Genomic DNA, 25,814 nt, shown 5'->3' on the forward strand with positions numbered 1-25,814 from the left:
GTTCTACCTTCCTGAGTTTGCGCTGATCAGCGCCTGGAGGTGGTGGTCTTCGGGGTGCGCCGCCTGCCAGGCGGCCAGGTCTTCCCAGCGCGGTGCGGCGTCCGCCCCACCCAGCCGGGTGACCGAGAGAGCCGCCGTGAGCGCGGCGAACCGCAGCCGCTGCTCCAGCGGCAGTTCCCAGAGCGTGGCGGCGATGAAGCCGGCGGCGAACACGTCACCCGCCCCGGTGGTGTCCGCCGCCGAGACCGGATACGCAGGTACGGCGACGCGCTCGCCAGTCCTGGCGTCAAGCGCTTCGGCTCCGTCGGCGCCCTTAGACACGACCACCAGCGGGACCTGCTCCGCCAGGGCTTCGAGCGCGTCGCCAGGTGACGTCGTACGGGTGTAGGCCATCGCTTCGTCGGCGTTCGGCAGGAACACGTCGCAGTGCTCGAGCTGGTCGAGCACTGCCGGGTCCCACTGCTCGGACGGGTCCCATCCGACGTCTGCGAACACCACACTGCCGGCCGCCTTCGCCTTCGCCAGCCACTCGTTCGGCCAGGGGCCGATGTGGGCGGCGACTGCTCGGGCAGTCGGCAGCGTGGTGACCAGCTCGTCGGCCGACAGCAGGGGAGAGGATCCGCGCGTGACCAGGGCCCGATCGTTGTCATAGGCAAGGGCCACGGTCAGCGGGGTCTGCCAGCCGGCGAGTCTGCGGGACAGAGTCAGATCGATGCCCTCGTCGTCGACGAGCCGGCGCCAGACACGGTCGCCCAGGTCGTCGGCGCCGAACACTGCGGCCATCCCGGTGCGCAGTCCGAGCCGGGCCAGCGCGACGGCGAAGTTCGCGATGCCGCCGGGGCTCTCGTGCGACTCGGTGGCCCAGACCTCGGTGCCGGGCCGGGGTGCGGTGGGCAGGCCTAGCACCAGGTCCTCGAAGATCAGACCAGACACAAAGACATCCAGGATCGGGACGTCCAGTTCGTGCATGCTCAGCACACTCCTGCAGGGTCGATCAAACTCTTTCGTGAATCTAAGGTCGCCTGCGCAAGATCCGCAATACCTGGTCAAAGATTTGACTGAGAATGACGGAGTTTGCGTGATAGCGTCTGCGATGTGTTGCCGAAGCAGCGACAGGATCAGATCGTCCGCGCGCTCCGGGCCGACGGGGCCGGGGGCGTCAAAGTGCTTGCCACGAAGCTCGGCGTCAGTGAAGCGACCATCCGGCGCGACCTCGAGCAGCTGCACGCCGAGGGCCGGCTCACCCGGGTGTACGGCGGTGCGCTCGCCGTCGACGGCGGCGACGAGCCCTTCGCGGACGTCAACGCCGTCCATGCGCAGGAGAAGGACCGGATCGCTCGCCGCGCCGCCGAGCTGGTGAGCGACGGCGAGTCCGTCCTGCTGGACATCGGCACGACGGCGCTCCGGGTGGCGCAGCACTTGCACGGGCGGTCGGTGACCGTGGTGACCAGCAACCTCGCAGTACTGGAGGAGCTGCAGAACGACGAGCAGATCGAGCTGATCGTGCTCGGCGGCTTCGTGCGGCGCAGCTACCGGTCCCTGGTCGGATACTTGACCGAGGAGAGCCTGCGGCAGATCCACGTCGACTGGCTGTTCCTGGGGACGAGCGGGGTGCGGCCGGATGGCCGGGTGATGGACAGCACGATGATCGAGGTGCCGGTCAAGCGAGCGATGATCAAGGCGGCCGACCAGGTCGTGCTGCTGGCGGACAGGACGAAGTTCCCGGGCCATGGGGTGGCCCGGGTGTGCGAGCCGGGGGAGCTCTCCATGGTGGTGACCGAGCCAGGCGCCGACGAGGCAACCCGGACCCAATTGACCGAGGCGGGAGTACAGGTGGTGCTGGCATGAGGCTGACGATCCTGGGCGGGGGCGGCTTCCGGGTTCCGCTCGTGTACCACGCATTGCTGGGCGACCGCGGCGCCGGACGGATCACCGAAGTGGTCCTCTATGACACCGACCGCACCCGGCTCGGAGCCATCGGGGCGGTCCTTCGCCAGCAGGCAGCCAGCACTGAGCATCCGCTTCCGCCTCCGGTGGTGACGGAGACGACCGACCTGGACGAGGCTCTGCGTGGTGCGGACTTCATCTTCTCGGCCATCCGCGTCGGCGGCCTTGAAGGACGCACCATCGACGAGCGGGTGGCGCTCGACCTCGACGTACTCGGTCAGGAGACAGTCGGCGCGGGTGGGATCGCCTACGGCCTGCGGACGCTGCCGGTCGCGGTACGGATCGCTCAGCGCATCGCAGCGGTCGCACCGGAAGCGTGGACGATCAACTTCACCAACCCGGCCGGCATGGTCACCGAGGCGATGATCCCGATCCTGGGGGACCGGGTGATCGGCATCTGCGACTCACCGTCAGGACTGGGGCGCCGGGCCGCTCTGGCGCTCGGTGTGGACCCGTCGACCGCGTTCTACGACTATGCCGGACTCAATCACCTCGGCTGGCTTCGCGGTCTGCGGTCCGGCGGTGTGGATCGGTTGCCTGACCTGCTGCAGTCGGACGACGCACTGAGCTCGTTCGAGGAGGGACGGCTGTTCAGTCCGGATTGGCTGCGGTCGATCGGCTCGATCCCGAACGAGTACCTGCACTATTACTACTTCGCGCGGGAGACGCTTGCCGCCGTACAGGCTGTGCGGCAGACGCGGGGCACGTTCCTGCTGGAGCAGCAGTCCGCCTTCTACGCGGAGACCGGGAAGCACCCGGAGGAGGCGCTCGAGCTGTGGCAGAAGACGCGGGCCGAGCGCGAGTCGACGTACGGCGTGGAGAGTCGTGAGGTCGCGGACGCGGGGGAGCGCGACGAGCGCGACATGGAGGCAGGCGGCTACGAGCAGGTCGCGCTGTCGCTGATGCGGGCGATCGCGCACAACGAGCGGGCCTCGCTGATCCTGAACGTGCGGAACCGCGGCGTACTGCATCATCTGGACGACGACGCCGTCGTGGAGATCCCGTGCACCGTGGACGCCAACGGCGCGCTGCCGGTGGCTGTGTCCCAGCTCACCGACCATCAGGCCGGTCTGGTCTGCTCGGTGAAGGCCGTCGAGCGCTCCACGATCGAGGCCGCCACGACGTCCTCGAGGTCGGCTGCCCTGAAGGCGCTCGCCTATCACCCGTTGATCGACTCGGTGACGGTGGCGCGTAGCCTCCTGGATACGTACGTCGAGAGCCTGCCGGACCTCGCGTACCTCCGCGCGTGAGGCCGATCGGTCCGAGGTCGATTGGTCCGGGACACGCCGGATCTGGCACAATGGCCTGCTGAGTCCGTCCAGGTTCTGTGCAGCCCTCTAACTCCACTGCCCGGCCGGCCCATCGAGCCGTCACTGCGTTGTCCCCACGACGCGTCGTGCTGCTCACCAAGACAGGAATTCCAAGGGAGACCACCCAAAAGTGGCAGTCAAGATCCGTTTGAAGCGCATCGGCAAGAAGCGCACCCCGCACTACCGCATCGTCGTGATGGACGCCCGCGCCAAGCGGGACGGCCGGGCGATCGAGGAGATCGGCATCTACAACCCGAAGACCGAGCCCTCGTTCATCCGGGTCGAGTCGGAGCGGGCGCAGTACTGGCTGGGCGTCGGCGCGCAGCCGAGCGAGGCCGTCGAGGCGATCTTCAAGGCCTCCGGCGACTGGCAGAAGTTCAAGGGCGAGCCGGCTCCGGCGCCGCTCCGCGTCGCCGAGCCGAAGCGGGACAAGCAGGAGATCTTCAACGAGGCGCTGGCCGAGGCCCACGGCTCGCTGAAGACCGAGGCCGTCACCGCCAAGAAGTCCGCGGCGAAGAAGTCGGCCCCGAAGGCCGACGACACCGCGAAGGACGACGCGGCCGAGGCCCCGGCGGCCAAGGCCGACGAGGCTCCCAAGGCTGACGAGACGCCCGCCGCCGAGGCGCCGGCCGAGACCACCGAGGCCTGACGATGATGGAGACCGAGGCGCTCGAGCACCTGGTCCGAGGCATCGTGGACAACCCCGACGACGTCAGTGTCCGGTCCCGGAACCTGCGCCGCGGACGCACCCTCGAGGTGCACGTCCACCCCGACGACATCGGCAAGGTGATCGGCCGCAACGGCCGCACCGCCACCGCGATCCGCACCGTCGTCGGCGCCCTCAGCTCGGAGTCCTCGCTCCGCATCGACTTCGTCGACGAGTTCAACCGGCGCCCGCGCCGCTGAGCTCAGCAGTCCTCCGAAGGGCCGCACCCGGTCTGGGGTGCGGCCCTTCGTCCTATTCTTCCCTCAGTTGATGTCTTCCCTCAGTTGATCTCCGGAGAAGGGTTTGTGCAGGTGTTGGTGACAGTCGGGCGGATCGGCCGGGCGCATGGGATCAAGGGTGAGGTCGGGGTCGACGTACGGACCGACGAGCCGGACCGGCGGTTCGCCGACGGCGCGGTGCTGGTGACGGATGCCAAGGTGTCCCGCACGCTGACGGTGGCATCGAGCCGCTGGCACAGCGGGCGGCTGCTGGTGAAGTTCGCCGAGGTGCCGGACCGGACTGCCGCCGAGCTGCTGCGCAACCTGTCCGTGCAGGCCGAGATCGACGAGGACGAGCGCCCGGAGGACCCCGACGAGTACTACGACCGCGAGCTGATCGGCCTCGCCGTACGCACCACAGACGGCGCCGACGTCGGTGAAGTGATCGACGTGGTCCACCTTCCGTCGCAGGACCTCCTGGAGATCCGCCGCCCGGCCGGCAACGCCGTCCTGGTCCCGCTGGTCGAGGAGCTGGTCCCGGAGCTCAACCTGGAGAAGCAGTACGTCGTCGTGGCCGACCGGCCCGGTCTGCTGGACCCGGACGGTGCCGAGGTGGTCCCGACCGATGAGGCTTGACGTCGTCACGATCTTCCCGGAGTACCTGGCCGCCTTGGACGTCTCCCTGGTCGGCAAGGCGGCGAAAAGCGGTCTCCTGGACGTTCACCTGCACGACCTGCGCGAGTGGACCCACGACCGCCACAGGACCGTCGACGACACCCCGTACGGCGGGGGAGCGGGCATGGTGATGAAGCCGGAGCCCTGGGGTCTCGCGCTCGACGCGATCGCTCCAGTGGACGGTCCGGCGCAGCCGCGGCTGATCGTGCCGACTCCGGCGGGGCGCCCGTTCACCCAGGAGCTCGCGTACGAGCTGGCCGCCGAGCCGTGGCTGGCCTTCGCCTGCGGCCGGTACGAAGGCATCGACGCGCGCGTTGCGTCGTACGCCGGTGAGCGGATGCGCGTGGACGAGGTGTCCATCGGCGACTACGTGCTGAACGGCGGCGAGGTCGCAGTACTCGTCATGGTCGAGGCAGTCGCCCGCCTGCTCCCGGGCGTCATTGGCAACCCGGAGTCCCTGGCGGAGGAGTCCCACTCGGGCGACGGCCTGCTGGAGTACCCGGTGTACACGAAGCCGCCGAGCTGGCGCGGCTACGACGTACCTGAGGTTCTACTGTCCGGGAACCACGGGCTGATCGCCGACTGGCACCACGAAGAGTCAGTACGCCGTACTGCGGAGCGCCGGCCGGACCTGCTGGCGGCGTGGGGCGACGTACTGGCGGCCAAGGACGACTCCGACGCGGTCCGCATCCTCCCGGCCACCGCAGCCGACGCGGGCGAGATCCACGTGTTGCAACTGGCCGGCTTCCTCTCCGAGGCCCGCTTGTACGACGACTACACGATCCCGCCCCTCACCGAGGAGGTCGCCGACACAGCCGCCCGTCTGGAGCGCTCCGTCGCCCTGAAGGCGGTCGCCGGTGCCCGCATCGTCGGCTCCGTCCAGCTGACCGTCGACGGGCCAGTGGGGCAGATAGAGCGGCTCGTCGTCGCCCCCGACTGGCAGGGGCGTGGTCTTGGTGCCCGTCTGCTCCGCGCGGCCGAACAGTTGGCTCCGTCCGACGTGACGTCGTACGTCCTGAATACCGGTGCCAAGAGCGAGCGCAACCTCGCCCTGTACCGCAAGGCGGGCTACCGGGAGAGCAGCCGCCGGGCCCAGACGCCGAAGGTGGATCTGGTCTACCTGACCAAACGCCGTCGCCGGAAGTGACAAGCGTCACGCCCGGGTCACGCTCACCCTATGGTGTGGAATCAGGCTGATTTCGTCACGGTGTGGGACGTGTGGCAAGATTGTCTGCTGCTGCCCTTCGGTGCTCCTGCCACAGGGGGTGACCACCGACCGGCAGCCTTCTGATGACTTCATCACCACCGACATTCGTGGGTGACCTGTGGCACGCGCGAGGAAGAGACACCTGATGAGCAACGTCCTGAATGAGCTCGACAACGCGAGCAAGCGTGACGACATCCCCGCTTTCCGGCCCGGCGACACCGTCAACGTGCACGTCAAGGTCGTCGAGGGCAACCGGTCCCGCGTCCAGGTGTTCAAGGGTGTCGTGATCCGGCGCCAGGGTGGCGGCCTGCAGGAGACCTTCACGGTCCGCAAGGTCAGCTTCGGCGTCGGTGTCGAGCGGACCTTCCCGCTGCACACCCCGATCGTCGAGAAGATCGAGGTCGTGACCCGCGGCGACGTCCGCCGCGCCAAGCTGTACTACCTGCGCGAGCTGCGCGGTAAGGCGGCGAAGATCAAGGAGAAGCGCGAGATCCCGGCCTCCTGACGCCGCGTAACGACGACGGTCTCCGATGGCGCCGAGCACTGCGACTCGAGCTCGCCCTCGCCCGGTAGCCTCGAGGGCGCGTCGCAGCAAGGGACGTCACCGCAGGCTGAAGCAGCGGAATCCGCTGCTCAGCCTGCTCGTCGAGATGAGCACCGTCACGGTGCTCGCACTCGTCATCACCGTGGTCCTGCGGCTGTTCGTCGCGGAGGCCTTCTACGTCCCGTCGGAGTCGATGTACGACACGCTGACCAAGGACGACCGGATCCTGGCCGAGAAGATCAGCTACCTGCACCGGGACGTCGACCGCGGCGACATCATCGTGTTCAAGGACCCGGGCAACTGGCTGAACGAGGAGCAGGCCCAGCCGGGCACGCTGCGCCGGGTCGGTGAGTTCGTCGGCATCCTGCCCCGCAGCGGCGAGGGTCACCTGGTGAAGCGGGTGATCGGCATCGGCGGCGACCGGGTGATCTGCTGCAACAAGCAGGGCCAGATCACCGTCAACGGGATCGCGCTGGATGAGCGGGAGTACCTGCTCAAGGATGCCAAGCCGTCCGAGGTGCCGTTCAACGTGCTGGTGCCGGCCGGCCATCTGTGGGTGATGGGCGACAACCGCGCCGAATCCGCCGACTCGCGTGCCCATATGGGCGGCCCCGGCGGCGGGTTCGTGCCGGTCGAGAACGTGGTTGGCCGGGCCTGTTGCGTAATCTGGCCGTCTGACCGGATGACGATGCTGCGTCCTCCGGAAACCTTCAAGAAGCCGGGGCTGAAGAAGTGACCGATACACCGACCAAGACGGACCCGAAACCCCCCGCCCATCGTTCGGGCTTCGGGGCCGCAGCCCGGGAGTTCGTGCTGATCGTGGTCGGGGCCCTGATCGTCTCGTCGATCCTGCGGGCGTTCGTCGGGCAGATGTTCATCATCCCGAGCGAGTCGATGGAGAACACGCTGCTGGTCGGTGACCGGGTCGTGGTGGAGAAGCTCACCGACGTCAAGCGCGGTGACGTTGTCGTGTTCGAGGACCCGGGCGGCTGGCTCGGCCCGGAGGAGAGCGGCCAGAAGCGCGGTTCGGTCGGCCGGTTCTTCGAGATCGTCGGTCTGCTGCCGGATTCCAGCCACGGCCACCTGATCAAGCGCCTGATCGGCATGCCCGGCGACAAGGTCGCCTGCTGCGACTCCAAGGGCCGCCTGCTGGTCAACGGTCAGCCGCTCGACGAGACGAAGTACCTGTATCCGGGGGATGCCCCGTCCCAGATGGAGTTCCAGGTCACCGTCCCGGCCGGCCGGATCTTCGTGATGGGCGACCACCGGTCCGCCTCCGGGGACTCCCGCGTGCACCTGCAGGATCTCGACGCGAACGGCGGCAATCAGGGCGACGCGGCGTTCGTGCCGCTCGACAAGGTCACCGGGCGAGCGATATCGATCGTCTGGCCGGCGGGTCGCTGGAGCAAACTCGGCGTACCCGACACCTTCAAGGCGATCCCGCCCCCGGGTCCGGCGCCTGACAAACCCTCCATATCGCTCACGCCACCACCTAAGTGAGAACCTGTCGCCTCTGACGCCTAGGGTGAGTTGTGTGATGCGGAGGGCTGAATGAGCGCGTTGCCGCGCGGGAGCACGGTACGGCGAGACGCCGGGCTGTACGGGTACGAGCGTGCCCTGCGCCGCGTCGGCCTGGACCCGATCGCCGGTGTCGACGAGGCCGGTCGTGGGCCCTGTGCCGGCCCGCTGGTGGCGGCCGCGGTGATCCTGCCGGAGGGCAAACGGGGCCAGATCCCGGAGCTCGCCGACTCCAAGCTGCTGACCGCCAAGGCGCGGGACCGGTGCTACGAGGAGATCCGTAAGCGGGCCCTGGCCTGGTCGGTGGTCTCGATCGAGGCCGCGGAGTGTGACCGGCTCGGCATGCACGTCGCGAACGTGGAGGCGCTCCGCCGGGCGCTGTTCAGGCTCGACGTGCGCCCGTCGTACGTGCTGACCGACGGCTTCGGTGTCGACGGTCTCGGCGTACCGGGGCTGGCGATCTGGAAGGGTGACCGCGTGGCGGCCTGTATCGCCGCCGCCTCCGTGATCGCCAAGGTGACCCGCGACCGGGTGATGCAGCACTGGGACACCGTGTACCCGCAGTACGGGTTCGCGATCCACAAGGGGTACTGCACCCCCGAACACCAGGCGGCACTGGACGAATACGGCCCGTGCCCGCAACATCGACGGCGGTTTGAGAATGTCCGCCGCAGTCTGCGGCCCGATATGGGACAGAATGTGACCAGTCCCACCGGAGTGGAGAGCAATCGATGAGTGCCGATGACCTCGAGAAGTACGAGACCGATATGGAGCTGCAGCTCTATCGGGAGTACAAGGACGTCGTCGGGATCTTCAAGTACGTCGTGGAGACCGAGCGGCGGTTCTACCTGTGCAACGCGGTCGACCTGAAGGTGCGGACCGAGGGCGGCGACGTGTACTTCGAGGTGACGATGGCCGACGCCTGGGTCTGGGACGTCTACCGGTCGGCCCGCTTCGTGAAGAACGCCAAGGTCGTCACCTTCCGCGACGTCAACATCGAAGAGCTGGCCAAGTCCGATCTTGAAGTCCCGAAGGACTCTGACTTCGGCCGCTGAGCTTCTTCACAGGCTGAGCTTTTCCACAGGCGGAAACTGAGGTCCGTTTCGCAGGCCTGATCCCGGCATGTTCTCTGCCGGAGGTGGTCAACGATGCGGACCAAAAACACCGTCGGACGGTACGGCGAGGATCTCGCCGCGAGGTATCTCAGCGAGCGCGGTTTCGCCGTGCTCGAGCGCAACTGGCGCTGCGAGCTCGGCGAGATCGACATCGTCGCGCGCGAAGGCGACACGCTCGTCGTCTGTGAGGTGAAGACCCGGCGCGGGCTCAACTACGGCAGCCCGCTCGAGTCGATCACCTACCGGAAGCTGACCACGCTCCGGAAGCTGTCCGGCCGCTGGTTGCAGGCTCATCAGCTCAGACCGGCAGCGATCCGGATCGACGTCGTCGCCGTCCTGTTCGACCACAACAAGCCACCCACTGTGGACCACGTGCGGGGTGTGGCCTGATGGCGCTCGCACAGACCTGGTCCGTCGCGCTGGTCGGCCTGGAGGGCCACCTGGTCGAAGTCGAAGCCGACATCGCCCAAGGCTTGCCGAAGACGACCCTGATCGGTCTCCCCGACACGTCCCTGTCCGAAGCCCGCGACCGCGTCCGCGCCGCCGTGGTCAACAGTGGTGAGCGATTCCCCGACCGTAAGGTCACCATCGGCCTGTCACCCGCCACCCTGCCCAAGACCGGCTCGCACTATGACGTCGCGATCGCACTTTCCCTGCTGACCGCGGCCGGTGTCGTCGATCCCAGCTCTCTCCGTCAAACGGCGATCATCGGCGAGCTCGGCCTCGACGGCCGCATCCGCGAGGTCCGCGGCGCGCTGGCCATGACCTTGGCCGCAGCCCTAGCCGGCTTCGACCGCATCGTCGTCCCGGACCTCAACGTCGGCGAGGCACGTCTCGTCCCAGGCATCGAGGTGTACGGCGCACGCTCGCTCCGTCAGGTCCTCGCTCTCCTCCGCGGCGTCGAGATCCCCGACGAAGCGCCGCCCCGCGCCGAGCCACGCCTCGTGTCGGAGTCCCTGACCCGCGTTCCAGCGGTCGATCTCGACGACGTCATCGGCCAACGTGAGGGCCGCCGCGCCATCGAGGCCGCTGCAGCCGGTGGCCATCACCTGTTCCTGCACGGCCCGCCGGGTTCCGGCAAGACGATGCTCGCGGAACGGTTGGCCGGGCTGATGCCCGACCTGAGCACAGACGACTCGCTCGAGGTGTCGGCCGTGCACTCACTCGCCGGTCTACTCACCAACGACGCCGAGCTCGTCGTCCGGCCACCGTTCATCGCGCCGCATCACACGGCGTCCCTCGCCAGCCTGGTCGGCGGTGGGTCGGGTGTACCGCGACCCGGCGCCATCAGTTGCGCGCATCGCGGCATCCTGTTCATCGACGAGGCGGCCGAGATGCATCCGCTGACCCTCGACACGCTCCGCCAGCCACTCGAGTCCGGGTTCGTCGAAGTTCATCGGGCTGCTGCGGTCGCGAAGTTCCCTGCCCGATTCATGCTCGTGCTCGCTGCCAATCCGTGTCCCTGCGGGCTGTCCGGCACCAATCAAGGCATCTGCAGCTGCACACCTCAGGTCCTGGCGCGCTACCGCCAGCGGATCAGCGGGCCGATCAAGGACCGCATCGACATCCAACGACAGATCCTCCCGGCGGCGCGCACCATCAGCGACGGCGAGCCCGCCGAATCGACGGCCGTCGTTGCCGAGCGGGTGCAGCTCGCCCGCGACCGCCAGGCTCACCGTTACCAGGGCACAGCCTGGATCCTGAACAGCGAGGTCCCCGGCCCGATCCTCCGCCGAGAACACCCCTTGGATGCCGCAAGCAACAAGCTTCTCGAGGACCACTACGCAGCCGGCCGCCTCACCGCCCGGGGTTTCGACCGTGTCGTCCGCCTGGCCTGGACGCTGGCCGACCTCGCCGGCGCCGGCACCCCGACCGTCGAACTAACCCACGAAGCCTTCCAACTCCGCGCCGGCGAACCCTTGGCCCCACTATCCGACGCCCGCCCCCTCAGAGGAATCGCCTAATGCCAAACCATGCCCCAACCACCAGCGCAACCGTCTCCCGCGGAGGAGCGGGCCCCGCCGACCCGATCGCCGAAGACAACGAAGACCAAGAACGCCTGGCCCACGCCGAGCTGATCGCCAACGGCAACGGCGATCGAGAAACGCCTGGCCCGCACCGGCGAGCCCCTGGCGCCGCTATCCAACGTCCGCTCCCTCAGAGAAATCGCCCGATGACGAAGCATGCACTGACTACCGACGCGACCGGCTCCGCGGGAGGAGCGGGCGGCTCCGAGGTGATCGCCGACGGCCACGGAGACCGAGAACGCCTATCCCGCGCCCGTGAGCCCCTGGCCCCACGGTCCGACATTCGCCCCCTCAGAGGAATCGCCCGATGACGAACCATGCCCTGACCCCCGACGCGACCGACTCCGGCGGAGGAGCGGTCGGCGCCAAGATGACCGCCGAGAGCAACGGGGATCCAGAGCGCCTGGCCCACGCCCGCGAGCTGTTCGCACATTTGTCCGACGTCCGCTCTCTCAGAGGAATCGCCTGATGACGAACCATGCACCGACCGCCGATGCGATCGGCTCCGGGGGAGGAGCGGGCGGCTCGGAGGTGATTGCCGACGGCAACGGTGATCGAGAACGCCTCGCCCGCGCTGGCTTATCCCGCGTCGTCGAGCCAGGCGACCTCGCTGCGCTGAAGGCTTTCGACGGGATGCCCGCCCTGGAGATCTGGGACCGCCTCCGCAGAAGTCCTCCGGCTTCGAACGTTGGTCGACCCGCCTGGCCGAGGTCGACCCGCAGCGAGACCTCGAGCGCGCCGCTGCCGCCGGAGCACGGTTCGTGATCCCGGGCGACGACGAATGGCCCGACGAGGTGGAGGTTCTCGCCGAAGCCGGACAGTTGACGCGGCGCGCCGGCATCCCGTTCGGCCTGTGGGTTCGCGGCCGGGCGAACCTACGGCACGCCTTGAAAAGTTCTGTCGCCCTAGTCGGTGCCCGCGCCTGCTCGTCGTACGGCGAACACGTCGCCGCCGAGCTCTCCGCTGGTCTAGCCGACTCTGGAGTGACCGTGGTCTCCGGCGGCGCGTTCGGCATCGACGCGGCTGCCCATCGCGGCGCACTCGCAGTCTCCGGTACGACGATCGCCGTGCTTGCCTGTGGTGTCGACGTCAGCTACCCGAAACGCAACTCAGCCCTGCTTAGTCGTATCGTCGAGCAAGGTCTGGTCGTCGCCGAACTCCCACCTGGCTGCTCACCGACCAAGCTTCGCTTCCTAGCCCGCAACCGCCTCATCGCCGCTGCCACCCAAGGCACAGTCGTCATCGAAGCCGCAATCCGCAGCGGCGCCCTCAACACCGCTGGCTGGGCCGAACAGTGCGGTCGCGCGGTTCTGGCCGTGCCCGGCCCCGTCACCTCCCGCATGTCCGCCGGCAGCCACCTGCTGGTCCGAGAACGCAACGCCGTACTGGCCACCAGCGTCGCCGACATCATCGAGTCAATCTCACCGTACGGCGCCGGCCTCACCCAACTCCCGCGAGCCCCCCAATCTCTCACCGACACCCTGGACGCCGACCTCCAACGCGCCCTGGACGCCGTCCCCGTCCTCCACCCAGCCCCAGCCACCCGCATAGCCGTCACCGCCGGCCTGGACCTCCCCACCACCCAACAATCCCTAGAAGCCCTAACCGCGCTAGCCCTAATCACCCAAACCCCCACCGGCTGGCGCCTCCCATCCCCACCCGAGCCCTCGTGACCCATACCCGACCGGCTGGCGCCTCCTATCCCCACCCGAGCCCTCGTGATCCATACCCGACCGGCTGGCGCCTCCTATCCCCACCCGAGCCCTCGTGACCCATACCCGACCGGCTGGCGCCTCCTATCCCCACCCGAGCCCTCGTGACCCGTACTCCGACCGGCTGGCGCCTCCCATCCCCACCCGAGCCCTCGTGACCCGTACTCCGACCGGCTGGCGCCTCCCATCCCCACCCGAACCCTCGTGACCCGTACTCCGACCGGCTGGCGCCTCCCATCCCCACCCGAACCCTCGTGACCCGTACTCCGACCGGCTGGCGTCTCGCGTGCCATCAGCGCCGTCGTGACCCGCGCCCCCGACCGGCTGGGGCGTCCCGTCCTCGCCTGCACCTTCATGGCACGAATCCCGGCAGGCTGGTGCTGTCGTATCCCCGGCTGCGCTCTCGTGACCCGAACCTCGGGCGGCTGGCGTCTCCCACCCTCGTTCGTGTAGCCAAACCGGGTGTATGCGGGTAGTGCTTCGGAGGGTGGGGCGTAGCGGGTGGTGACTTTGGTGGCTCGGGCGTGGAGGGCGGTGCGTAGGGGCTTGGGTGTGAGGACTTTTGCGTTGGTGACTAGCCGCCAGAGGGCCATTAGGCTGCCACCCTTCACGGCTACCCTGCTGGTCGAACTCGAGGGGACGGTCGTCGGATGAGTTTGGTGGTGGGCACGATCGGCGTTTATGGGTTTGATGTCGAGTCGTTCCTGCAACGACTGCGGGGCGCCGACGTCCGGTTGGTGCTCGACGTGCGGCAGCGGCGTGGGGTGCGGGGACATGAGTACGCCTGGGCGAACTCGGTTCGGCTGCAGAGGACTCTCGCGGATGCCCGGATCGCTTACGAGCATCACCCTGAACTGGCGCCGACCACCGACCTACGCGAACTGCAGTACGCCGAAGACGAGCGGCGAGGGGTGGGCAAGCGTTCGCGTCGCGAGCTCGCCGCCGAGTACGTCCGGCGCTACACGACCGAGATCCTCGACCACGCTGACCTTGCGTCGATCGTGTCCGCGCTGCCGAGCGACGGGATGGCAACGCTCCTCTGCGTCGAGCTTGAGCCTGCCGCCTGCCATCGCTCGTTGATCGCCGCACGGCTGACCGAGCAGCACGGTGTCATGATCGAGCACCTGCGGCCCTTGTGATGCGTGGGGTGCGGTCTGTCGAGCTTGAGTCGGCGGCGTGTCATCGATAGTTGATTGCTGCGCGGTTGAGTGAGCGGCACGGCGTCGTGATCGAGCACTGCGGTGCTCGTGACGTCGGCTCTGGGGCAGCAGCATGGCGTCGAGATCGAGCACCCGCGGCCCTTGTGGTGGGTTGGCTTTGGGGCAGTGGCTCGTCGGCGAACAGCAAGCTGGATGCTGACGCGTGGGGCGCGAGCAGGAGGGCTGGGCGGGGCCTGTGGGGCGGGCTAGTTGCGCATGTGTTTGCCGCGGGTTGGTTTGTGGGGTTGTTGGGCGGGTGGGGTGCGGATGGCGCGTAGTTCGGGTGGGCGGTCCTGGTCGGTCCGGATTGCTTGCAGGCCGCCGGTGCCGGGGTCGGTGTCGCCGAGGTCGAAGTCCCAGCTGTCCTCGTTGGCGAGGCGGCTGTGCCAGCGGCCGTAGAGTGCGTAGATCGCGATGCCGATGACCATCCAGACGCCGAACTTGGTCCAGGTGCTCGTCTTCAGGTTCAGCATCAGCCACACCGTCGCGGCGAGCGACAGCAGCGGGATCAGCGGGACCATCGGCACCCGGAAGCCGCGCTCCAGGTTGGGCTCCGAGCGACGCAGCGTCAGGACGCCGACCGCGCAGAACGCGAAGCAGAACAGGGCACCGATGACCAGCAGCTCCTCGAGCTCGAGGACCTTCGGGTACAGCGTGAGCGCCAGCGCGGCGAGACCCGCGAAGCCGGCAGCGCGGGCGGGGGAGGAGTACACCCGGCTGACCCGGCCGAGGCTCTTCGGCAGCAGGCCGTCACGACCCATGTTGAACAGGACGCGGCTCTGCGCGATGAGGACCACCATGATCACGGTCATCAACGCGAGCAACGCGCCTAGATTGACCACCTTTGCGGCCCATCCGACGCCTACCGCAGCTAATGCCTCGGAGACCGGCGCGGCGCCGCCGAGTTTGCCGTACGGGCGCATCCCGACCAGGACGACGGCCATCGCGATGTAGAGGATCGTCACCGCGCCGACGCCGAGCAGCATCCCTTGCGGGACAGTCTTCCGCGGGCTGCGGGCGTCCTCCGACGCCGTCGCGATCAGGTCGAACCCGATGTAGGCGAACACGATCGTGCTGGCGGCGGTGAAGATGCCCATCGTCCCGAACGAACCGAACGACGAGTCCAGGATCCAGCCCAGCAACGTCGGACTCGCGGTCGCGGGCGCAGCCCGGGCCGGCGGCACGAACGGGTGGTAGTTCGCCATGTTGATGTGCGCGGCACCGACGATCACCACGAGCAGGATCACCGCGACTTTCGCGATCACGACGACGGTCAGCACTCGGGCCGACAGCTTGGTGCCCGTCACGATCAGCGCGGTTAGGACCAGCAGGAGCAACGGGGCAACGAGATTGAGCTTGGCTTCGGGACCGAAGAACTGAGCTACCCCGCTGGGCAGCGTGACTCCGAATCCGTCCAAAGTGGCCAGGAAGTACGCCGACCAGACGCGGGCGACGATCGCTGCCGCGGTGACGAGCTCGAGCACGAGCGCCCAACCGACCAGCCAGGCCCACATCTCACCGAAAGTCACGTAGCTGAAGGTGTACGCGCTACCGGAGACAGGGATCGTCGAGGACAGCTCGGCGTAACAGGCCGCAGCCAGTACACAGACGATCGCGGCGATGACGAACGACAGGATCACTGCCGGTCCGGCGACATTGGCCGCCTGGACCCCGCTGATGCTGAAGATGCCAGAGCCGATCATCACGCCCAGGCCGAGTACGACCAGGTCGCGACGACCGAACAAGCGCGGCAGACGATGCCGCGCGTCCTCGACTCGAGTGAACGCCGACTCGACCGGCAAGCGCCGGCCTACGGTCTGTCCGTTCGCTGAGGGGGCCATGGTCAGGGGTGCCTCCGTTGCTACTAGGGCAATCGGGCCGAACAGTAGTCGACCGTCGGGTTATCGACCAGACCTCCTCTCGCCGGTCTCCGCGCGGTGGCTTGCGATGCCGGGCCGCCTCACGCATCGTCGAGACATGACGCCGGACGATGTCAGTGGGAACCCTTCCTGGCCGGAAGGTTTCACTCAGTTACTGGCTGACTACGAACGGCATCTGACGGCGGAAAGAGACCTCAGCACTCACTCGGTCAGAGCCTACATCGGAGATGTCGCGGATTTACTCGAACATTTGATTCGGCTTGGTCACGATGAGCTTGGCGGGCTGGACATCCGGGGACTGCGGTCCTGGCTGGCCAAACAGCAAAGTCTGGGGAAATCCCGCAGCACGATGGCCCGGCGGGCGACGGCCGCAAGGGTGTTCACGGCGTGGGCGCAGCGGACCGGGCGCATCGGTACGGATCCGGGAGCATTGCTCGCCAGCCCCAAGCCGCACAAGAGCCTGCCGGGCGTTCTCGGCCAGGCGGACACCCGAGCCGTCCTCGACGCCGCAGCCGTTGCCGCGGACGACGGAAGTCCGGTCGGGCTGCGTGACCTCGCGATCATGGAGCTCCTGTACGCGACCGGGATCCGCGTCGGCGAGCTGTGCGCACTGGACGTCGACGACATCGACCGGTCGCGCCGAGTCGTCCGCGTGTTCGGCAAGGGACGCAAGGAACGGTCCGTCCCGTACGGCGTACCGGCTGCGGAGGCGCTCGAACGGTGGCTGGCCGAGGCGCGGCCGAAGCTGGCGCGAGAGGGGAGCGGTCCGGCCGCCTTCCTCGGCGCGCGTGGTGGCCGGATCGATCAGCGAGCGGTACGACGGATGGTGCACGAGCGGATCGCGGTCGTCGACGCACCGGATCTGGCTCCGCACGGACTGCGGCATACAGCGGCCACCCATCTCCTGGAAGGTGGCGCGGATCTGCGGAGCGTGCAGGAGTTGCTGGGGCATGCGTCCCTGGCGACGACGCAGGTCTATACGCATGTCTCCGGCGAGCGGCTTCGGAAGGCCTATCAGCAGGCGCATCCGCGGGCTTGACCCGGCGTCTGTGTGCGGGGGATGCGGCGGGTGAGTGGCCGAATGCGGCAGACTGCGGGACATGCGGGTTTCGGCGAAGTCTGACTATGCGTTGCGAGCTCTGATCGAGATCACCCAACGGTGGGTGGCCAACGATCCTTCGGTGGTGTCGGCCGAGGAACTGAGCCGGGCGCAGGGCATTCCGCACGGCTTCCTGCAGGGCATCCTCGCCGACCTGCGACGGGCCGGCGTGCTGTCCAGTCAGCGTGGGCAGTCGGGCGGATGGCGACTGGCCGTCGACCCCAATGACATCTCTGTCGCCGACGTGATGCGGGCAGTCGACGGTCCGATCGTGAGCATCTCCGGTGTCCGGCCGGAGAGCGTTTCGTACAACGAACATGCGGTGGTCCTCCAACGGGTCTGGATCGCGGCTCGCGCCAGCCTGCGCGACGTACTCGAGAACACGACGCTGATCGATCTCGCCAAGAACAAGCTCCCGGCCGGCGTCGAGCGCCGCTCGAAGGACGAGGACGCCTGGCAGGCCCGCGTCCCCGGCAGCTGACCGGTTCGAACTGCTACTTGCGTCTGATCAGCAGGCCGGCGGTCAGCGTCAGCGCTGCTGTGGCGGCGATGATGAGCTTGGCCGTTCGCTGATTGCTGTCGGGCGGGGCGGGTGACACGTCCGCGGCGCGTGGCGTTGGCGGCGGCGCTGCGGGCACCGGGGACGGAGGGCGAGCAGGTTGACCCTGCTGATTGGTGAGCGGGAGTAGGCGGACCGGCCAGTCGCGGATGAGGGTCAGGGGATTGAGGTACTGCTTGCCCTGGAGCAGGCCCCAATGCAGGCAGGCCCTCGGCAGGCAGTGCGAGCCGGCGGCGGACAGGCGCCCGATCACAGTCCCGGCACGGACCGTGGCCCCGACCGAGACCGCCGGCACGACCGGTTCGTACGTCGTTCGACGCGTTCCGGCGGTGATCGTGACGATGCCGCGGCCGGCCAGCGGACCGGCGTACGTGATCGTGCCGGGGGTGGCGGCGAGGACGGGTTGGCCGGGCCGGCCGGCCAGGTCGACGCCGCGGTGGCCGGGGAGCCACGGTTTCGCGGGCAGTTCGAAGCCGTGGACCACCTCCGGGCGGGGCTGGAGCGGCCAGTCGGAGGTGGCACCGGGCAGGATGGCGAGGGAGAGCAAGGCGAGGTTCATGCCAGGGAAGATGCCGTCGTCGGGGACGGCTCCGGACCCTCGGCTGCGCGATTGTGGACAACCCAGGGCCGGTTCGCGTTGCCCGCCGTCGGTCACGTACACTTCCGGTGGCGTCCCATGTGAATGGGACGACTTCGCATGCCCGCACCAGTGTGCGGTTCCAGCGGTCCCGGAGCAATCTGGGCGGAGCCGTGCGACGGGCATCAGGAGCCGCGGATCAACCGATCCGGGGCGGTACAACCGAGACGACGCGCTGACCCGGGACGAGCACCCCGGCGAGCGTGACAGGAGACCCACAAGTCATGGCCGTAGTAACCATGAAGCAGCTCCTCGAGAGCGGCGTGCACTTCGGGCACCAGACCCGTCGCTGGAACCCGAAGATGAAGCGCTACATCCTCACCGAGCGCAACGGCATCTACATCATCGACCTGCAGCAGTCGCTGTCCTACATCGACCGCGCGTACGAGTTCGTCCGCAGCACGGTCGCGTCGGGCGGGGCGATCCTGTTCGTCGGCACCAAGAAGCAGGCCCAGGAAGCGATCGCCGAGCAGGCGACCCGCGTCGGGATGCCGTACGTGAACCAGCGCTGGCTGGGCGGCATGCTGACCAACTTCCAGACCGTGAACAAGCGGCTCCAGCGCCTCAAGGAGCTCGAGCTCATCGACTTCGACGACGTCGCCGCCTCCGGTGTCACGAAGAAGGAGCTGCTGCAGAAGCGTCGCGAGCACGACAAGCTGCTCAAGACCCTCGGCGGTATCCGCGACATGGCCCGGGTTCCGGCCGCCGTGTGGATCGTGGACACCAAGAAGGAGCACCTCGCCGTCGACGAGGCGCGCAAGCTGAAGCTGCCGATCATCGGCATCCTGGACACCAACTGCGACCCGGACGAGGTCGACTACCCGATTCCGGGGAACGACGACGCGATCCGCTCGGTCGGCCTGCTGACCCGGGTCGTCGCCGACGCCGTCGCCGACGGTCTGATGGGCCGCTCCGGCCAGGGCGCTGCCGCGTCCGGCGAGGAGCTGGGCCAGGAGGAGCCGATGGCCGCCTGGGAGCGCGAGCTGCTCGAGAGCCAGAACGGCACCGCCGAGGCCAAGACCGAGAAGGCCGCCGAGGCTGCCCCGGCCGCCGAGGCCGCACCCGCCGCTGAGGCCACCCCGGCCGCCCCGGCTGCCGACGTCCTGACCGAGCCGGTCGCGACCGACGCCGTCGTCGAGACCGCGCCGGAAGCCACCGAGGCCAAGGCCGAGGAGACCCCGGCCGCGACCGAGGCGAAGGCCGAGGAGACCCCGAAGGCCGACGAGGCCTGACAGCCATGGATGCCGCCCGGTCCGCCGGGCGGCACCCCGCTGCGTCGCACGGTCCGCAACCGGGCCTGCCCCGCCCATCCAGCCGCATCGACAAGACGAGAGAACGAGGAATGGCGAACTACACCGCCGCTGACGTGAAGAAGCTCCGCGACGCCACCGGCGCGGGCATGATGGATGCGAAGAAGGCGCTCGAGACCACCGACGGCGACTTCGAGAAGGCGATCGAGGAGCTGCGCATCCACGGCGCGGCCAAGGCCGCCAAGCGTGGCGCCGAGCGGTCCGCCACCAACGGCCTGGTGGCCGCGGCGGAGAACGCGCTGGTCCAGCTCAACTGCGAGACCGACTTCGTCGCCAAGAACGAGCAGTTCCAGCAGCTCGCCGCCGACATCGTTGCGCACGCTGCGGCGAGCAAGGTCGGCGACGTCGAGGGCCTGCTGAACGAGAAGCTGACCGACGGCAAGTCGGTCGCCGAGAACATCGAGGCGCTGGCCGCCGTCATCGGCGAGAAGCTGGAGCTCGGCAAGGTGGCCGTGTTCGACGGCCAGGTGACCGCGTACATGCACAAGCGTGCCGCGGACCTGCCGGCCCAGGTCGGCGTACTGGTCGAGTTCGAGGGCGACAACGTCGAGGCCGCCCGCGGCGCCGCCATGCAGGCCGCCGCGATGCGCCCGCTGTACACCACCCGCGACGAGGTCCCGGCCGAGACGGTCGAGAACGAGAAGCGGATCGCCGAGGCGACCGCCCGCGAGGAGGGCAAGCCGGAGCAGGCGCTGCCGAAGATCGTCGAGGGCCGGGTGAACGGCTTCTTCAAGGACGTCGTCCTGCTCGAGCAGCCGTCGGTGACCGAGAGCAAGAAGTCCGTGAAGGCCGTGCTCGACGAGGCCGGTGTGACCGTGAAGCGGTTCGCCCGCTTCGAGGTCGGCGCCTGATCCCCACGAGGATCTGAACAGGACAGCAACGAACGAGGAGGCCGGAATCGTGACGGAAACCCTGGGTACCGAGACGAATCCGGCCTCTTCGCCGTTCGCCCCGGCCTACCACCGGGTGCTGCTGAAGCTGTCGGGCGAGGTGTTCGGCGGCGGCAAGCTCGGCGTCGACCCCGACGTCGTGAACTCGATCGCCAAGCAGATCGCCGAGGTGGCCCGGGCCGGTGTCCAGGTCGCCGTGGTGGTCGGCGGCGGCAACTTCTTCCGCGGCGCCGAGCTGCAGCAGCGCGGCATGGAGCGCAACCGCGCCGACTACATGGGCATGCTCGGCACGGTGATGAACTGCCTGGCGCTGCAGGACTTCCTGGAGAAGCTCGGTATCGAGACCCGGGTGCAGACCGCCATCACGATGGGCCAGGTCGCCGAGCCGTACATCCCGCGCAAGGCCGAGCGGCACCTGGAGAAGGGTCGCGTGGTCATCTTCGGCGCCGGCTCCGGCATGCCGTACTTCTCCACCGACACCGTCGCCGCCCAGCGCGCGCTCGAGGTCGGCGCCGAGGCGCTGCTGATGGGCAAGCAGGGCGTGGACGGGGTCTACGACTCCGACCCGAAGAAGAACCCGGACGCGGTCAAGTTCGACCAGCTGTCGTACGACGACTTCCTGGCCCGCGGCCTCCGGGTCGCCGACGCCACCGCGATCAGCCTGGCCCGCGACAACGCGCTGCCGATCGTGATCTTCGGCCTCGAAGAGGGCAACATCGCCCGGGTGATCCACGGCGAGAAGATCGGCACGGTCGTCTCCCGGGGGCAATAACCCGGCGAACGGCGGCGTACCACTAGGATCGTTCGATACAGGCGCAGTAGGAGTGGCCGCACCGACGCGGCCCCGAGGAAGCGAGGAATGTCGTGATCGACGAAGCTCTCCGCGAAGCCGAGCAGAAGATGGCGAAGGCCGTGGAGGTCGCGAAGGACGACTTCGCCGCGATCCGCACCGGCCGGGCGCACCCGCAGATGTTCGCGGGCATCCTGGCCGACTACTACGGCAGCCCGACGCCGCTGCAGCAGCTGGCCGGCTTCCAGGTCCCGGAGCCCCGGACCGTGCTCATCTCGCCGTACGACAAGGGTGCGATGGCGGCGATCGAGAAGGCGATCCGCGACTCGGACCTGGGTGTGAACCCGGGCAACGACGGCGCGGTGATCCGGGTGGTGATGCCGCAGCTGACCGAGGAGCGGCGCAAGGAGTACATCAAGGTCGCCAAGACCAAGGGCGAAGAGGCCCGGGTCTCGATCCGCAACATCCGCCGGCACGCCATGGACCAGGTGCACAAGACGGTCAAGGACGGCGACGCGGGCGAGGACGAGGGCAAGAGTGCTGAGAAGCGGCTCGACGGGTTGACGAAGAAGTACGTCGACTCGATCGACGACCTGCTCAAGCACAAGGAAGCCGAACTGCTCGAGGTGTGATGGGCGTCGACAGCACGCCCGCGCCGAGTCCCAGCCCGAGCCGTGCCGGGCGCAATCTGCCCGCCGCGATCGCGGTGGGAGTCGGGCTCGGCGCCCTGATCCTCGGATCGCTGTACTGGCAGAAGGTCCTGTTCACCGTCCTGGTGCTCGCCGTCGTTCTGGTCGCCGTCGACGAGATGATGAAGGCGCTGCGGACCGGCGGCGCGGCGATTCCGCGCGTGCCGTTGTTCGTCGGTACGACGGCGATGCTGGCTTCGGCGTACTTCGGTGGACCGATGGCGCTGCTGGTAGCACTGGCGCTGACGGTCCTGGGGACGATTTTCTGGCGGATGCCAGGCGGATCGGTCGGATTCGTCCGCGACGTGAGCGCGGGAGTGTTCCTGATCGGCTACGTCCCGCTGCTGGCGGGATTCGCGATTCTGCTGGTCCAGCCGGAAGCGGACGGCCCGGCGCGGGTGGTGACGTTCTTCGTGGTCGTGGTTGCCAGTGACGTCGGTGGGTATGTCGCGGGCGTGCTGTTCGGCAAGCACCCGATGGCGCCGACGATCAGCCCGAAGAAGTCCTGGGAGGGCTTCACCGGCTCGGCGCTGGCGTGTATCGGCGCCGGTATCGCCGCAGTGGTCTTCCTGCTGGACGGTGACTGGTGGGCCGGCGCGATCGTCGGCGCGGTCGCCGTACTGACCGCGACGGTCGGCGACCTCGGCGAGTCGATGATCAAGCGCGATCTTGGCATCAAGGACATGTCGAACCTGCTGCCCGGCCACGGCGGGGTGATGGACCGGCTGGACTCGCTGCTCGCGACGGCGCCGGTCGTCTGGCTGCTGCTGCACCTGTTGGTGAAGGCATGACGATCGCACCGGACGGACGAGCCCTGGTCGGCGACGTCGTGCGGCTGGATCGGATGCAGGAAGCCGATATCGACGAGCTGTACGCCGCGATCGCCAACGAGCAGGTGTACGCCGGCGGCTTCGGTGGCGGTCCCGCCGCGATGCCGAAGAGCGCCGAGGAGATGCGGGCGAAGTGGATCCCGGCCGCGGCCAAGCGGTTCGCGTACGTGGTCCGGATGGTTGCCGACGGCACGGTTGTCGGTACGTCGAGCCTCGCCGACGTCGACCTGGTGAACGAGCGGATCCACCTCGGCTACACCGGTTATGCGCCAGCCGTGTGGGGGACCGCGGTCAACCCGGCGGCCAAGCTGTTGCTGCTCGAGCATGCCTTCGAGGTGTGTGGATTCGGCCGGGTGAAGATCCAGACCGGCTCGAAGAACACCCGCTCGCAGGCGGCGATCGCCAAGCTCGGCGCGACCCGCGAGGGCGTACTGCGGCGGCACACGCTGATGGCTGACGGGTCGTTCCGCGACACGGTCGTGTTCTCGATCCTGGCCGACGAATGGCCGGATGTGCGCAAGCGGCTCGAGGCTCGGATCAACTGATGAGCTTCGCCAACGAGGCGAGCAGATCGTCCCGGTCGTAGGTGTTGGTCGTGATCAGGACCTCGTCCGCTGCTGTGCGCTGCACGAGATCCTCCAGCGCGGTGTGCACCTCGTCCGAGGTCCCGTAGTACTGACCACGCAACGCGTTCTCGAAGAACTCCTGCTCGCGGGCGTTCATGGTCGCGGGCACGTCGGGCTGCAGCGGCGGGAAGACGCCGCGGGTGCGTGAGTAGGCGCTGGCCCATGCCTCTGGCAACAACAGCTGACGGCCACCCTCCGTCGTGTCCCCGACCGCGGCCGTGACTGCGAGGATGACGTAGGGCTCCGGCGCCCACGCTGACGGCTGGAAGGCAGCCCGGTACGCGGATACCAGCTCCTCAGAGTCAGGGCGAGCAGCCAGCACCACAGGTAGCCCGAGCGATGCTGCGATGGCCGCGCCTTCGCCGACGGCCAGGATGAACGGCGGGATGTGAAGTCCCTCGCCTGGTCGGGCGTGCACGTTAAACGTGCCGCCGAGATAACCGAGTAGCTCCTGGACCTGTGCGCTGAAGTCGTCCGCAGCGTCCTTCTCGACGCCGAGCGCACGCCGTACTCCGTTGGTGAAGCCGACCGAGCGCCCGAGGCCCATGTCGATGCGGCCCGGGTACAGAGACTCCAGTACGCCGAACTGCTCCGCTACGACGAGCGGCTTGTGGTTCGGCAGCATCACCCCACCGGTGCCGACCCGTATGTGCGAAGTACGAGCAGCAACCGCGGCAGCCAAGACAGTCGGCGCCGAGCCGACGACTCCGGGAACGCTGTGATGCTCCGAAACCCAGAAACGGTTGTAGCCAAGGTCTTCCACCTGCTGGGCGAACTCCACCGTCGCTCGCAGCGTCTCCGGCTCCGTCTCGCCAACACGCGTCCGCGAACGATCCAGGACTGACAGCGGCACGGAGAGCATGTTCAGTCCAACGGGCCCGCCGGAGCCCTCATTCCCCGAGCAACAGCCGCAACTCGTCCCGGAAACGGTCCGGAGCCGCCAGGGGAGCGAGGAACTCGCGCTCGACCTCCAGCCGCACCCGCTCCGCCGTTTCAAAGGTCGACTGACCGAGCGACGTCAGTACGACGACATTCCGCCGCCGGTCCTCCGGGCTGCGCCGGCGCTCGACGAACCCACGCTCCTCCAGCCCGTCCAGCAGCTCGCCGATCGACGTACGGTCCACCCGCAGCCGGGCCGCGACCTCGAGTTGGGAGAGCGGTTCACCGGAGACGATCGCGGACAGGACCGCCAGGTCGCGACCGTTCAGACCGTGCGGAGCCAGCGCCTTGGTCTGAGCCTCGGTGAGCTCCGCCAGGACGTGTTTGAGCAGATACCCCAGCCGGTCGGACGCCATACTGCCAAATCTACCGATCCCCTGATCATCAGGAGAGCTGATCATCAGTTATCCTGACGATTATGGAACTGACCTTCGGTCTGAAGACCACCCCGATGCATGTCCCGTACGCCGACATCCGCCGCGTCTGGCTCGAGGCCGACGAGACCCCGCAGATCCGCGACGCGTGGCTGTGGGACCACTTCCTCCCGCTTGCCGGCCCGAAGAACGGCGACGTCCTCGAGGGCTGGACCCTGCTCAGCGCCCTGGCCGCACAGACCACCCGGCTCCGCCTCGGCTTGCTTGTCACCAGCAACCGGATCCGCCCGCCGGCCGTCCTCGGCAAGATCGCCAGCACGCTCGACGTGATCTCCGGCGGCCGACTGATCATGGGCCTCGGTGCCGGCGGCACCCATCAACCGGCCGGCCTGAGCGGCATCGCCGGCCCCAATCCCGCGATCGAGGAGTACGCCGCCTACGGCTTGACGCTCGTGCCGCCGGGGGAGGGGATCGACCGGCTCCGCGAGACCGTCGAGATCCTGCGCCGGATGTGGACCGAGGACGAGTTCGACTTCCACGGCCGCTACTACCAGCTCGAGCGCAACCGCAACGAGCCCAAACCGATCCAGCCCGCGGGTCCGCCGCTCCTGATCGGCGGGTGGGGCAACCGGATGCTCCGCCTGGTCGCGGAGTACGCGGACGTCTGGAACATCAGCGGTCCGCCGCACACCGACTTCGACACGCTCGCCGAGCGGGTGCGCCGGTTGGACGCGGAATGCGCCCGGATCGGACGGGACCCGTCGACGCTGAGTCGATCGCTGCAGCAGATCGTCTCGTACGACGACCCGGCCGAAACGCGCGCGATCGTGCACCGGGCGGTCGGGCTGGGGTTCGACCACATCGTGCTGTCGCTCCCGCGCCCGTACCCGGATCACGCCGTCCGCTGGCTGGTACGCGAGATCATCGAGCCCGTGGGGCAGGCGGCGGCCTGACCTTTCCACCAGGCTGGAAAGGCTCGGTGATTTTTTCACCGCACTGCCACAACCTGTGTC

31 protein-coding genes are annotated in these 25,814 nt (G+C 68.3%); 26 read left to right on the plus strand and 5 right to left on the minus strand.

All coding sequences use genetic code 11. The features are described from left to right. Window positions 1-3 precede the first annotated feature (3 nt). Window positions 4-969 carry a carbohydrate kinase family protein gene (locus tag EV653_RS40375; protein ID WP_134111600.1) on the minus strand — a complete coding sequence of 322 codons (966 nt, stop codon included), beginning with the start codon at window positions 967-969 and terminating at the stop codon, window positions 4-6. Between the two features lie 126 nt (window positions 970-1,095). Here EV653_RS40375 and EV653_RS40380 point away from each other — a divergent pair, with 126 nt between their 5' ends. From EV653_RS40380 to EV653_RS40450, 17 genes are all read left to right on the plus strand, one after another. Continuing rightward, complete coding sequence (locus EV653_RS40380) at window positions 1,096-1,848, plus strand: DeoR/GlpR family DNA-binding transcription regulator (RefSeq protein ID WP_134111601.1); 753 nt, start codon at window positions 1,096-1,098, stop codon at window positions 1,846-1,848. Then, on the plus strand, window positions 1,845-3,197 hold the full coding sequence (locus EV653_RS40385; RefSeq protein ID WP_134111602.1) for a 6-phospho-beta-glucosidase: 1,353 nt from the start codon (window positions 1,845-1,847) through the stop codon (window positions 3,195-3,197). Before EV653_RS40380 ends, EV653_RS40385 begins: the two co-directional genes overlap by 4 nt. Before the next feature lie 190 nt (window positions 3,198-3,387). Beyond that, complete coding sequence (rpsP, locus tag EV653_RS40390; RefSeq protein ID WP_134111603.1) at window positions 3,388-3,906, plus strand: 30S ribosomal protein S16; 519 nt, start codon at window positions 3,388-3,390, stop codon at window positions 3,904-3,906. Between the two features lie 5 nt (window positions 3,907-3,911). Next, a complete protein-coding gene (locus tag EV653_RS40395) occupies window positions 3,912-4,163 on the plus strand; it encodes an RNA-binding protein (RefSeq protein ID WP_134111728.1) in 252 nt (83 codons plus the stop codon). A gap of 111 nt (window positions 4,164-4,274) precedes the next feature. After that, window positions 4,275-4,817, plus strand: a complete 543-nt coding sequence (gene rimM / locus EV653_RS40400) for a ribosome maturation factor RimM (protein ID WP_134111604.1) — start codon at window positions 4,275-4,277, stop codon at window positions 4,815-4,817. Further along, the gene (gene trmD / locus EV653_RS40405; RefSeq protein WP_134111605.1) at window positions 4,807-6,003 is read left to right on the plus strand and encodes a tRNA (guanosine(37)-N1)-methyltransferase TrmD; all 1,197 of its coding nucleotides are present in this window, start codon (window positions 4,807-4,809) and stop codon (window positions 6,001-6,003) included. Before rimM ends, trmD begins: the two co-directional genes overlap by 11 nt. A 205-nt stretch (window positions 6,004-6,208) precedes the next feature. After that, on the plus strand, window positions 6,209-6,568 hold the full coding sequence (gene rplS, locus EV653_RS40410) for a 50S ribosomal protein L19 (protein ID WP_134111606.1): 360 nt from the start codon (window positions 6,209-6,211) through the stop codon (window positions 6,566-6,568). A gap of 145 nt (window positions 6,569-6,713) precedes the next feature. Beyond that, window positions 6,714-7,343 carry a signal peptidase I gene (gene lepB / locus EV653_RS40415; protein WP_238160768.1) on the plus strand — a complete coding sequence of 210 codons (630 nt, stop codon included), beginning with the start codon at window positions 6,714-6,716 and terminating at the stop codon, window positions 7,341-7,343. Then, window positions 7,340-8,107 carry a signal peptidase I gene (gene lepB / locus EV653_RS40420; protein WP_134111608.1) on the plus strand — a complete coding sequence of 256 codons (768 nt, stop codon included), beginning with the start codon at window positions 7,340-7,342 and terminating at the stop codon, window positions 8,105-8,107. The genes lepB (EV653_RS40415) and lepB (EV653_RS40420) overlap by 4 nt, the downstream gene beginning before the upstream one ends. Window positions 8,108-8,158: 51 nt before the next feature. Beyond that, on the plus strand, window positions 8,159-8,860 hold the full coding sequence (locus EV653_RS40425; protein WP_134111609.1) for a ribonuclease HII: 702 nt from the start codon (window positions 8,159-8,161) through the stop codon (window positions 8,858-8,860). After that, on the plus strand, window positions 8,857-9,180 hold the full coding sequence (locus EV653_RS40430) for a DUF2469 domain-containing protein (protein ID WP_012922325.1): 324 nt from the start codon (window positions 8,857-8,859) through the stop codon (window positions 9,178-9,180). Before EV653_RS40425 ends, EV653_RS40430 begins: the two co-directional genes overlap by 4 nt. 93 nt (window positions 9,181-9,273) lie before the next feature. Further along, the gene (locus EV653_RS40435) at window positions 9,274-9,630 is read left to right on the plus strand and encodes a YraN family protein (protein WP_134111610.1); all 357 of its coding nucleotides are present in this window, start codon (window positions 9,274-9,276) and stop codon (window positions 9,628-9,630) included. After that, window positions 9,630-11,204 carry a YifB family Mg chelatase-like AAA ATPase gene (locus tag EV653_RS40440; RefSeq protein ID WP_134111611.1) on the plus strand — a complete coding sequence of 525 codons (1,575 nt, stop codon included), beginning with the start codon at window positions 9,630-9,632 and terminating at the stop codon, window positions 11,202-11,204. Before EV653_RS40435 ends, EV653_RS40440 begins: the two co-directional genes overlap by 1 nt. A 370-nt stretch (window positions 11,205-11,574) precedes the next feature. Beyond that, window positions 11,575-11,736 (plus strand): hypothetical protein, encoded by a 162-nt coding sequence (locus EV653_RS41495; RefSeq protein ID WP_166679718.1) that lies wholly within the window; start codon window positions 11,575-11,577, stop codon window positions 11,734-11,736. Then, window positions 11,736-12,032, plus strand: coding sequence for a hypothetical protein (locus EV653_RS42435; protein WP_238160769.1), 297 nt, complete (start codon window positions 11,736-11,738; stop codon window positions 12,030-12,032). Before EV653_RS41495 ends, EV653_RS42435 begins: the two co-directional genes overlap by 1 nt. Continuing rightward, window positions 12,029-12,940 (plus strand): DNA-processing protein DprA, encoded by a 912-nt coding sequence (gene dprA / locus EV653_RS40445; protein WP_238160770.1) that lies wholly within the window; start codon window positions 12,029-12,031, stop codon window positions 12,938-12,940. The genes EV653_RS42435 and dprA overlap by 4 nt, the downstream gene beginning before the upstream one ends. Before the next feature lie 689 nt (window positions 12,941-13,629). Continuing rightward, window positions 13,630-14,118: a DUF488 domain-containing protein gene (locus EV653_RS40450; protein ID WP_134111612.1), complete on the plus strand. Its 489-nt coding sequence runs from the start codon at window positions 13,630-13,632 to the stop codon at window positions 14,116-14,118. 266 nt (window positions 14,119-14,384) lie between these two features. On the opposite strand, the gene EV653_RS40455 is transcribed toward EV653_RS40450, so the two are convergent. Next, window positions 14,385-16,019, minus strand: a complete 1,635-nt coding sequence (locus EV653_RS40455) for an APC family permease (RefSeq protein ID WP_134111613.1) — start codon at window positions 16,017-16,019, stop codon at window positions 14,385-14,387. 136 nt (window positions 16,020-16,155) lie between these two features. On the opposite strand from EV653_RS40455, the gene EV653_RS40460 reads away from it, so the two are divergent. Both EV653_RS40460 and EV653_RS40465 read left to right on the plus strand, forming a co-directional pair. Beyond that, the gene (locus tag EV653_RS40460) at window positions 16,156-17,097 is read left to right on the plus strand and encodes a tyrosine recombinase XerC (RefSeq protein WP_134111614.1); all 942 of its coding nucleotides are present in this window, start codon (window positions 16,156-16,158) and stop codon (window positions 17,095-17,097) included. Window positions 17,098-17,158: 61 nt separating this feature from the next. Further along, window positions 17,159-17,638: an RrF2 family transcriptional regulator gene (locus tag EV653_RS40465; protein ID WP_134111615.1), complete on the plus strand. Its 480-nt coding sequence runs from the start codon at window positions 17,159-17,161 to the stop codon at window positions 17,636-17,638. Window positions 17,639-17,651: 13 nt separating this feature from the next. Here the strand turns inward: EV653_RS40465 and EV653_RS40470 are convergent, their stop codons facing one another. Then, entirely contained in the window at window positions 17,652-18,275 is a 624-nt protein-coding gene (locus tag EV653_RS40470) for a M23 family metallopeptidase (protein WP_134111616.1), read from the minus strand. A gap of 302 nt (window positions 18,276-18,577) precedes the next feature. On the opposite strand from EV653_RS40470, the gene rpsB reads away from it, so the two are divergent. The 6 genes from rpsB to EV653_RS40500 all read left to right on the plus strand — a co-directional run bounded on the left by rpsB (window position 18,578) and on the right by EV653_RS40500 (window position 23,407). Next, a complete protein-coding gene (gene rpsB / locus EV653_RS40475; protein WP_134111617.1) occupies window positions 18,578-19,585 on the plus strand; it encodes a 30S ribosomal protein S2 in 1,008 nt (335 codons plus the stop codon). Window positions 19,586-19,695: 110 nt separating this feature from the next. Further along, window positions 19,696-20,514 (plus strand): translation elongation factor Ts, encoded by an 819-nt coding sequence (gene tsf / locus EV653_RS40480; RefSeq protein WP_134111618.1) that lies wholly within the window; start codon window positions 19,696-19,698, stop codon window positions 20,512-20,514. 49 nt (window positions 20,515-20,563) lie between these two features. Continuing rightward, window positions 20,564-21,325 (plus strand): UMP kinase, encoded by a 762-nt coding sequence (pyrH, locus tag EV653_RS40485; RefSeq protein WP_238160771.1) that lies wholly within the window; start codon window positions 20,564-20,566, stop codon window positions 21,323-21,325. Between the two features lie 95 nt (window positions 21,326-21,420). Then, window positions 21,421-21,975, plus strand: coding sequence for a ribosome recycling factor (gene frr, locus EV653_RS40490; protein ID WP_238160780.1), 555 nt, complete (start codon window positions 21,421-21,423; stop codon window positions 21,973-21,975). Continuing rightward, window positions 21,975-22,823 (plus strand): phosphatidate cytidylyltransferase, encoded by an 849-nt coding sequence (locus EV653_RS40495; RefSeq protein WP_134111620.1) that lies wholly within the window; start codon window positions 21,975-21,977, stop codon window positions 22,821-22,823. Before frr ends, EV653_RS40495 begins: the two co-directional genes overlap by 1 nt. Continuing rightward, on the plus strand, window positions 22,820-23,407 hold the full coding sequence (locus EV653_RS40500; RefSeq protein ID WP_134111621.1) for a GNAT family N-acetyltransferase: 588 nt from the start codon (window positions 22,820-22,822) through the stop codon (window positions 23,405-23,407). Before EV653_RS40495 ends, EV653_RS40500 begins: the two co-directional genes overlap by 4 nt. On the opposite strand, the gene EV653_RS40505 is transcribed toward EV653_RS40500, so the two are convergent. Together EV653_RS40505 and EV653_RS40510 are read right to left on the minus strand one after the other, a co-directional pair. Continuing rightward, window positions 23,400-24,350 carry an LLM class flavin-dependent oxidoreductase gene (locus EV653_RS40505; protein WP_134111622.1) on the minus strand — a complete coding sequence of 317 codons (951 nt, stop codon included), beginning with the start codon at window positions 24,348-24,350 and terminating at the stop codon, window positions 23,400-23,402. The two genes, EV653_RS40500 and EV653_RS40505, sit on opposite strands and share 8 nt — an antisense overlap. A gap of 28 nt (window positions 24,351-24,378) precedes the next feature. Beyond that, window positions 24,379-24,783 carry a MarR family winged helix-turn-helix transcriptional regulator gene (locus EV653_RS40510; RefSeq protein WP_134111623.1) on the minus strand — a complete coding sequence of 135 codons (405 nt, stop codon included), beginning with the start codon at window positions 24,781-24,783 and terminating at the stop codon, window positions 24,379-24,381. Window positions 24,784-24,845: 62 nt separating this feature from the next. Here EV653_RS40510 and EV653_RS40515 point away from each other — a divergent pair, with 62 nt between their 5' ends. After that, entirely contained in the window at window positions 24,846-25,754 is a 909-nt protein-coding gene (locus EV653_RS40515; protein WP_166679719.1) for an LLM class flavin-dependent oxidoreductase, read from the plus strand. Window positions 25,755-25,814: the final 60 nt, after the last annotated feature.

The sequence above is a fragment of the Kribbella pratensis genome (assembly GCF_004365355.1).
In the GTDB taxonomy this organism is placed as follows: Bacteria; Actinomycetota; Actinomycetes; order Propionibacteriales; family Kribbellaceae; genus Kribbella.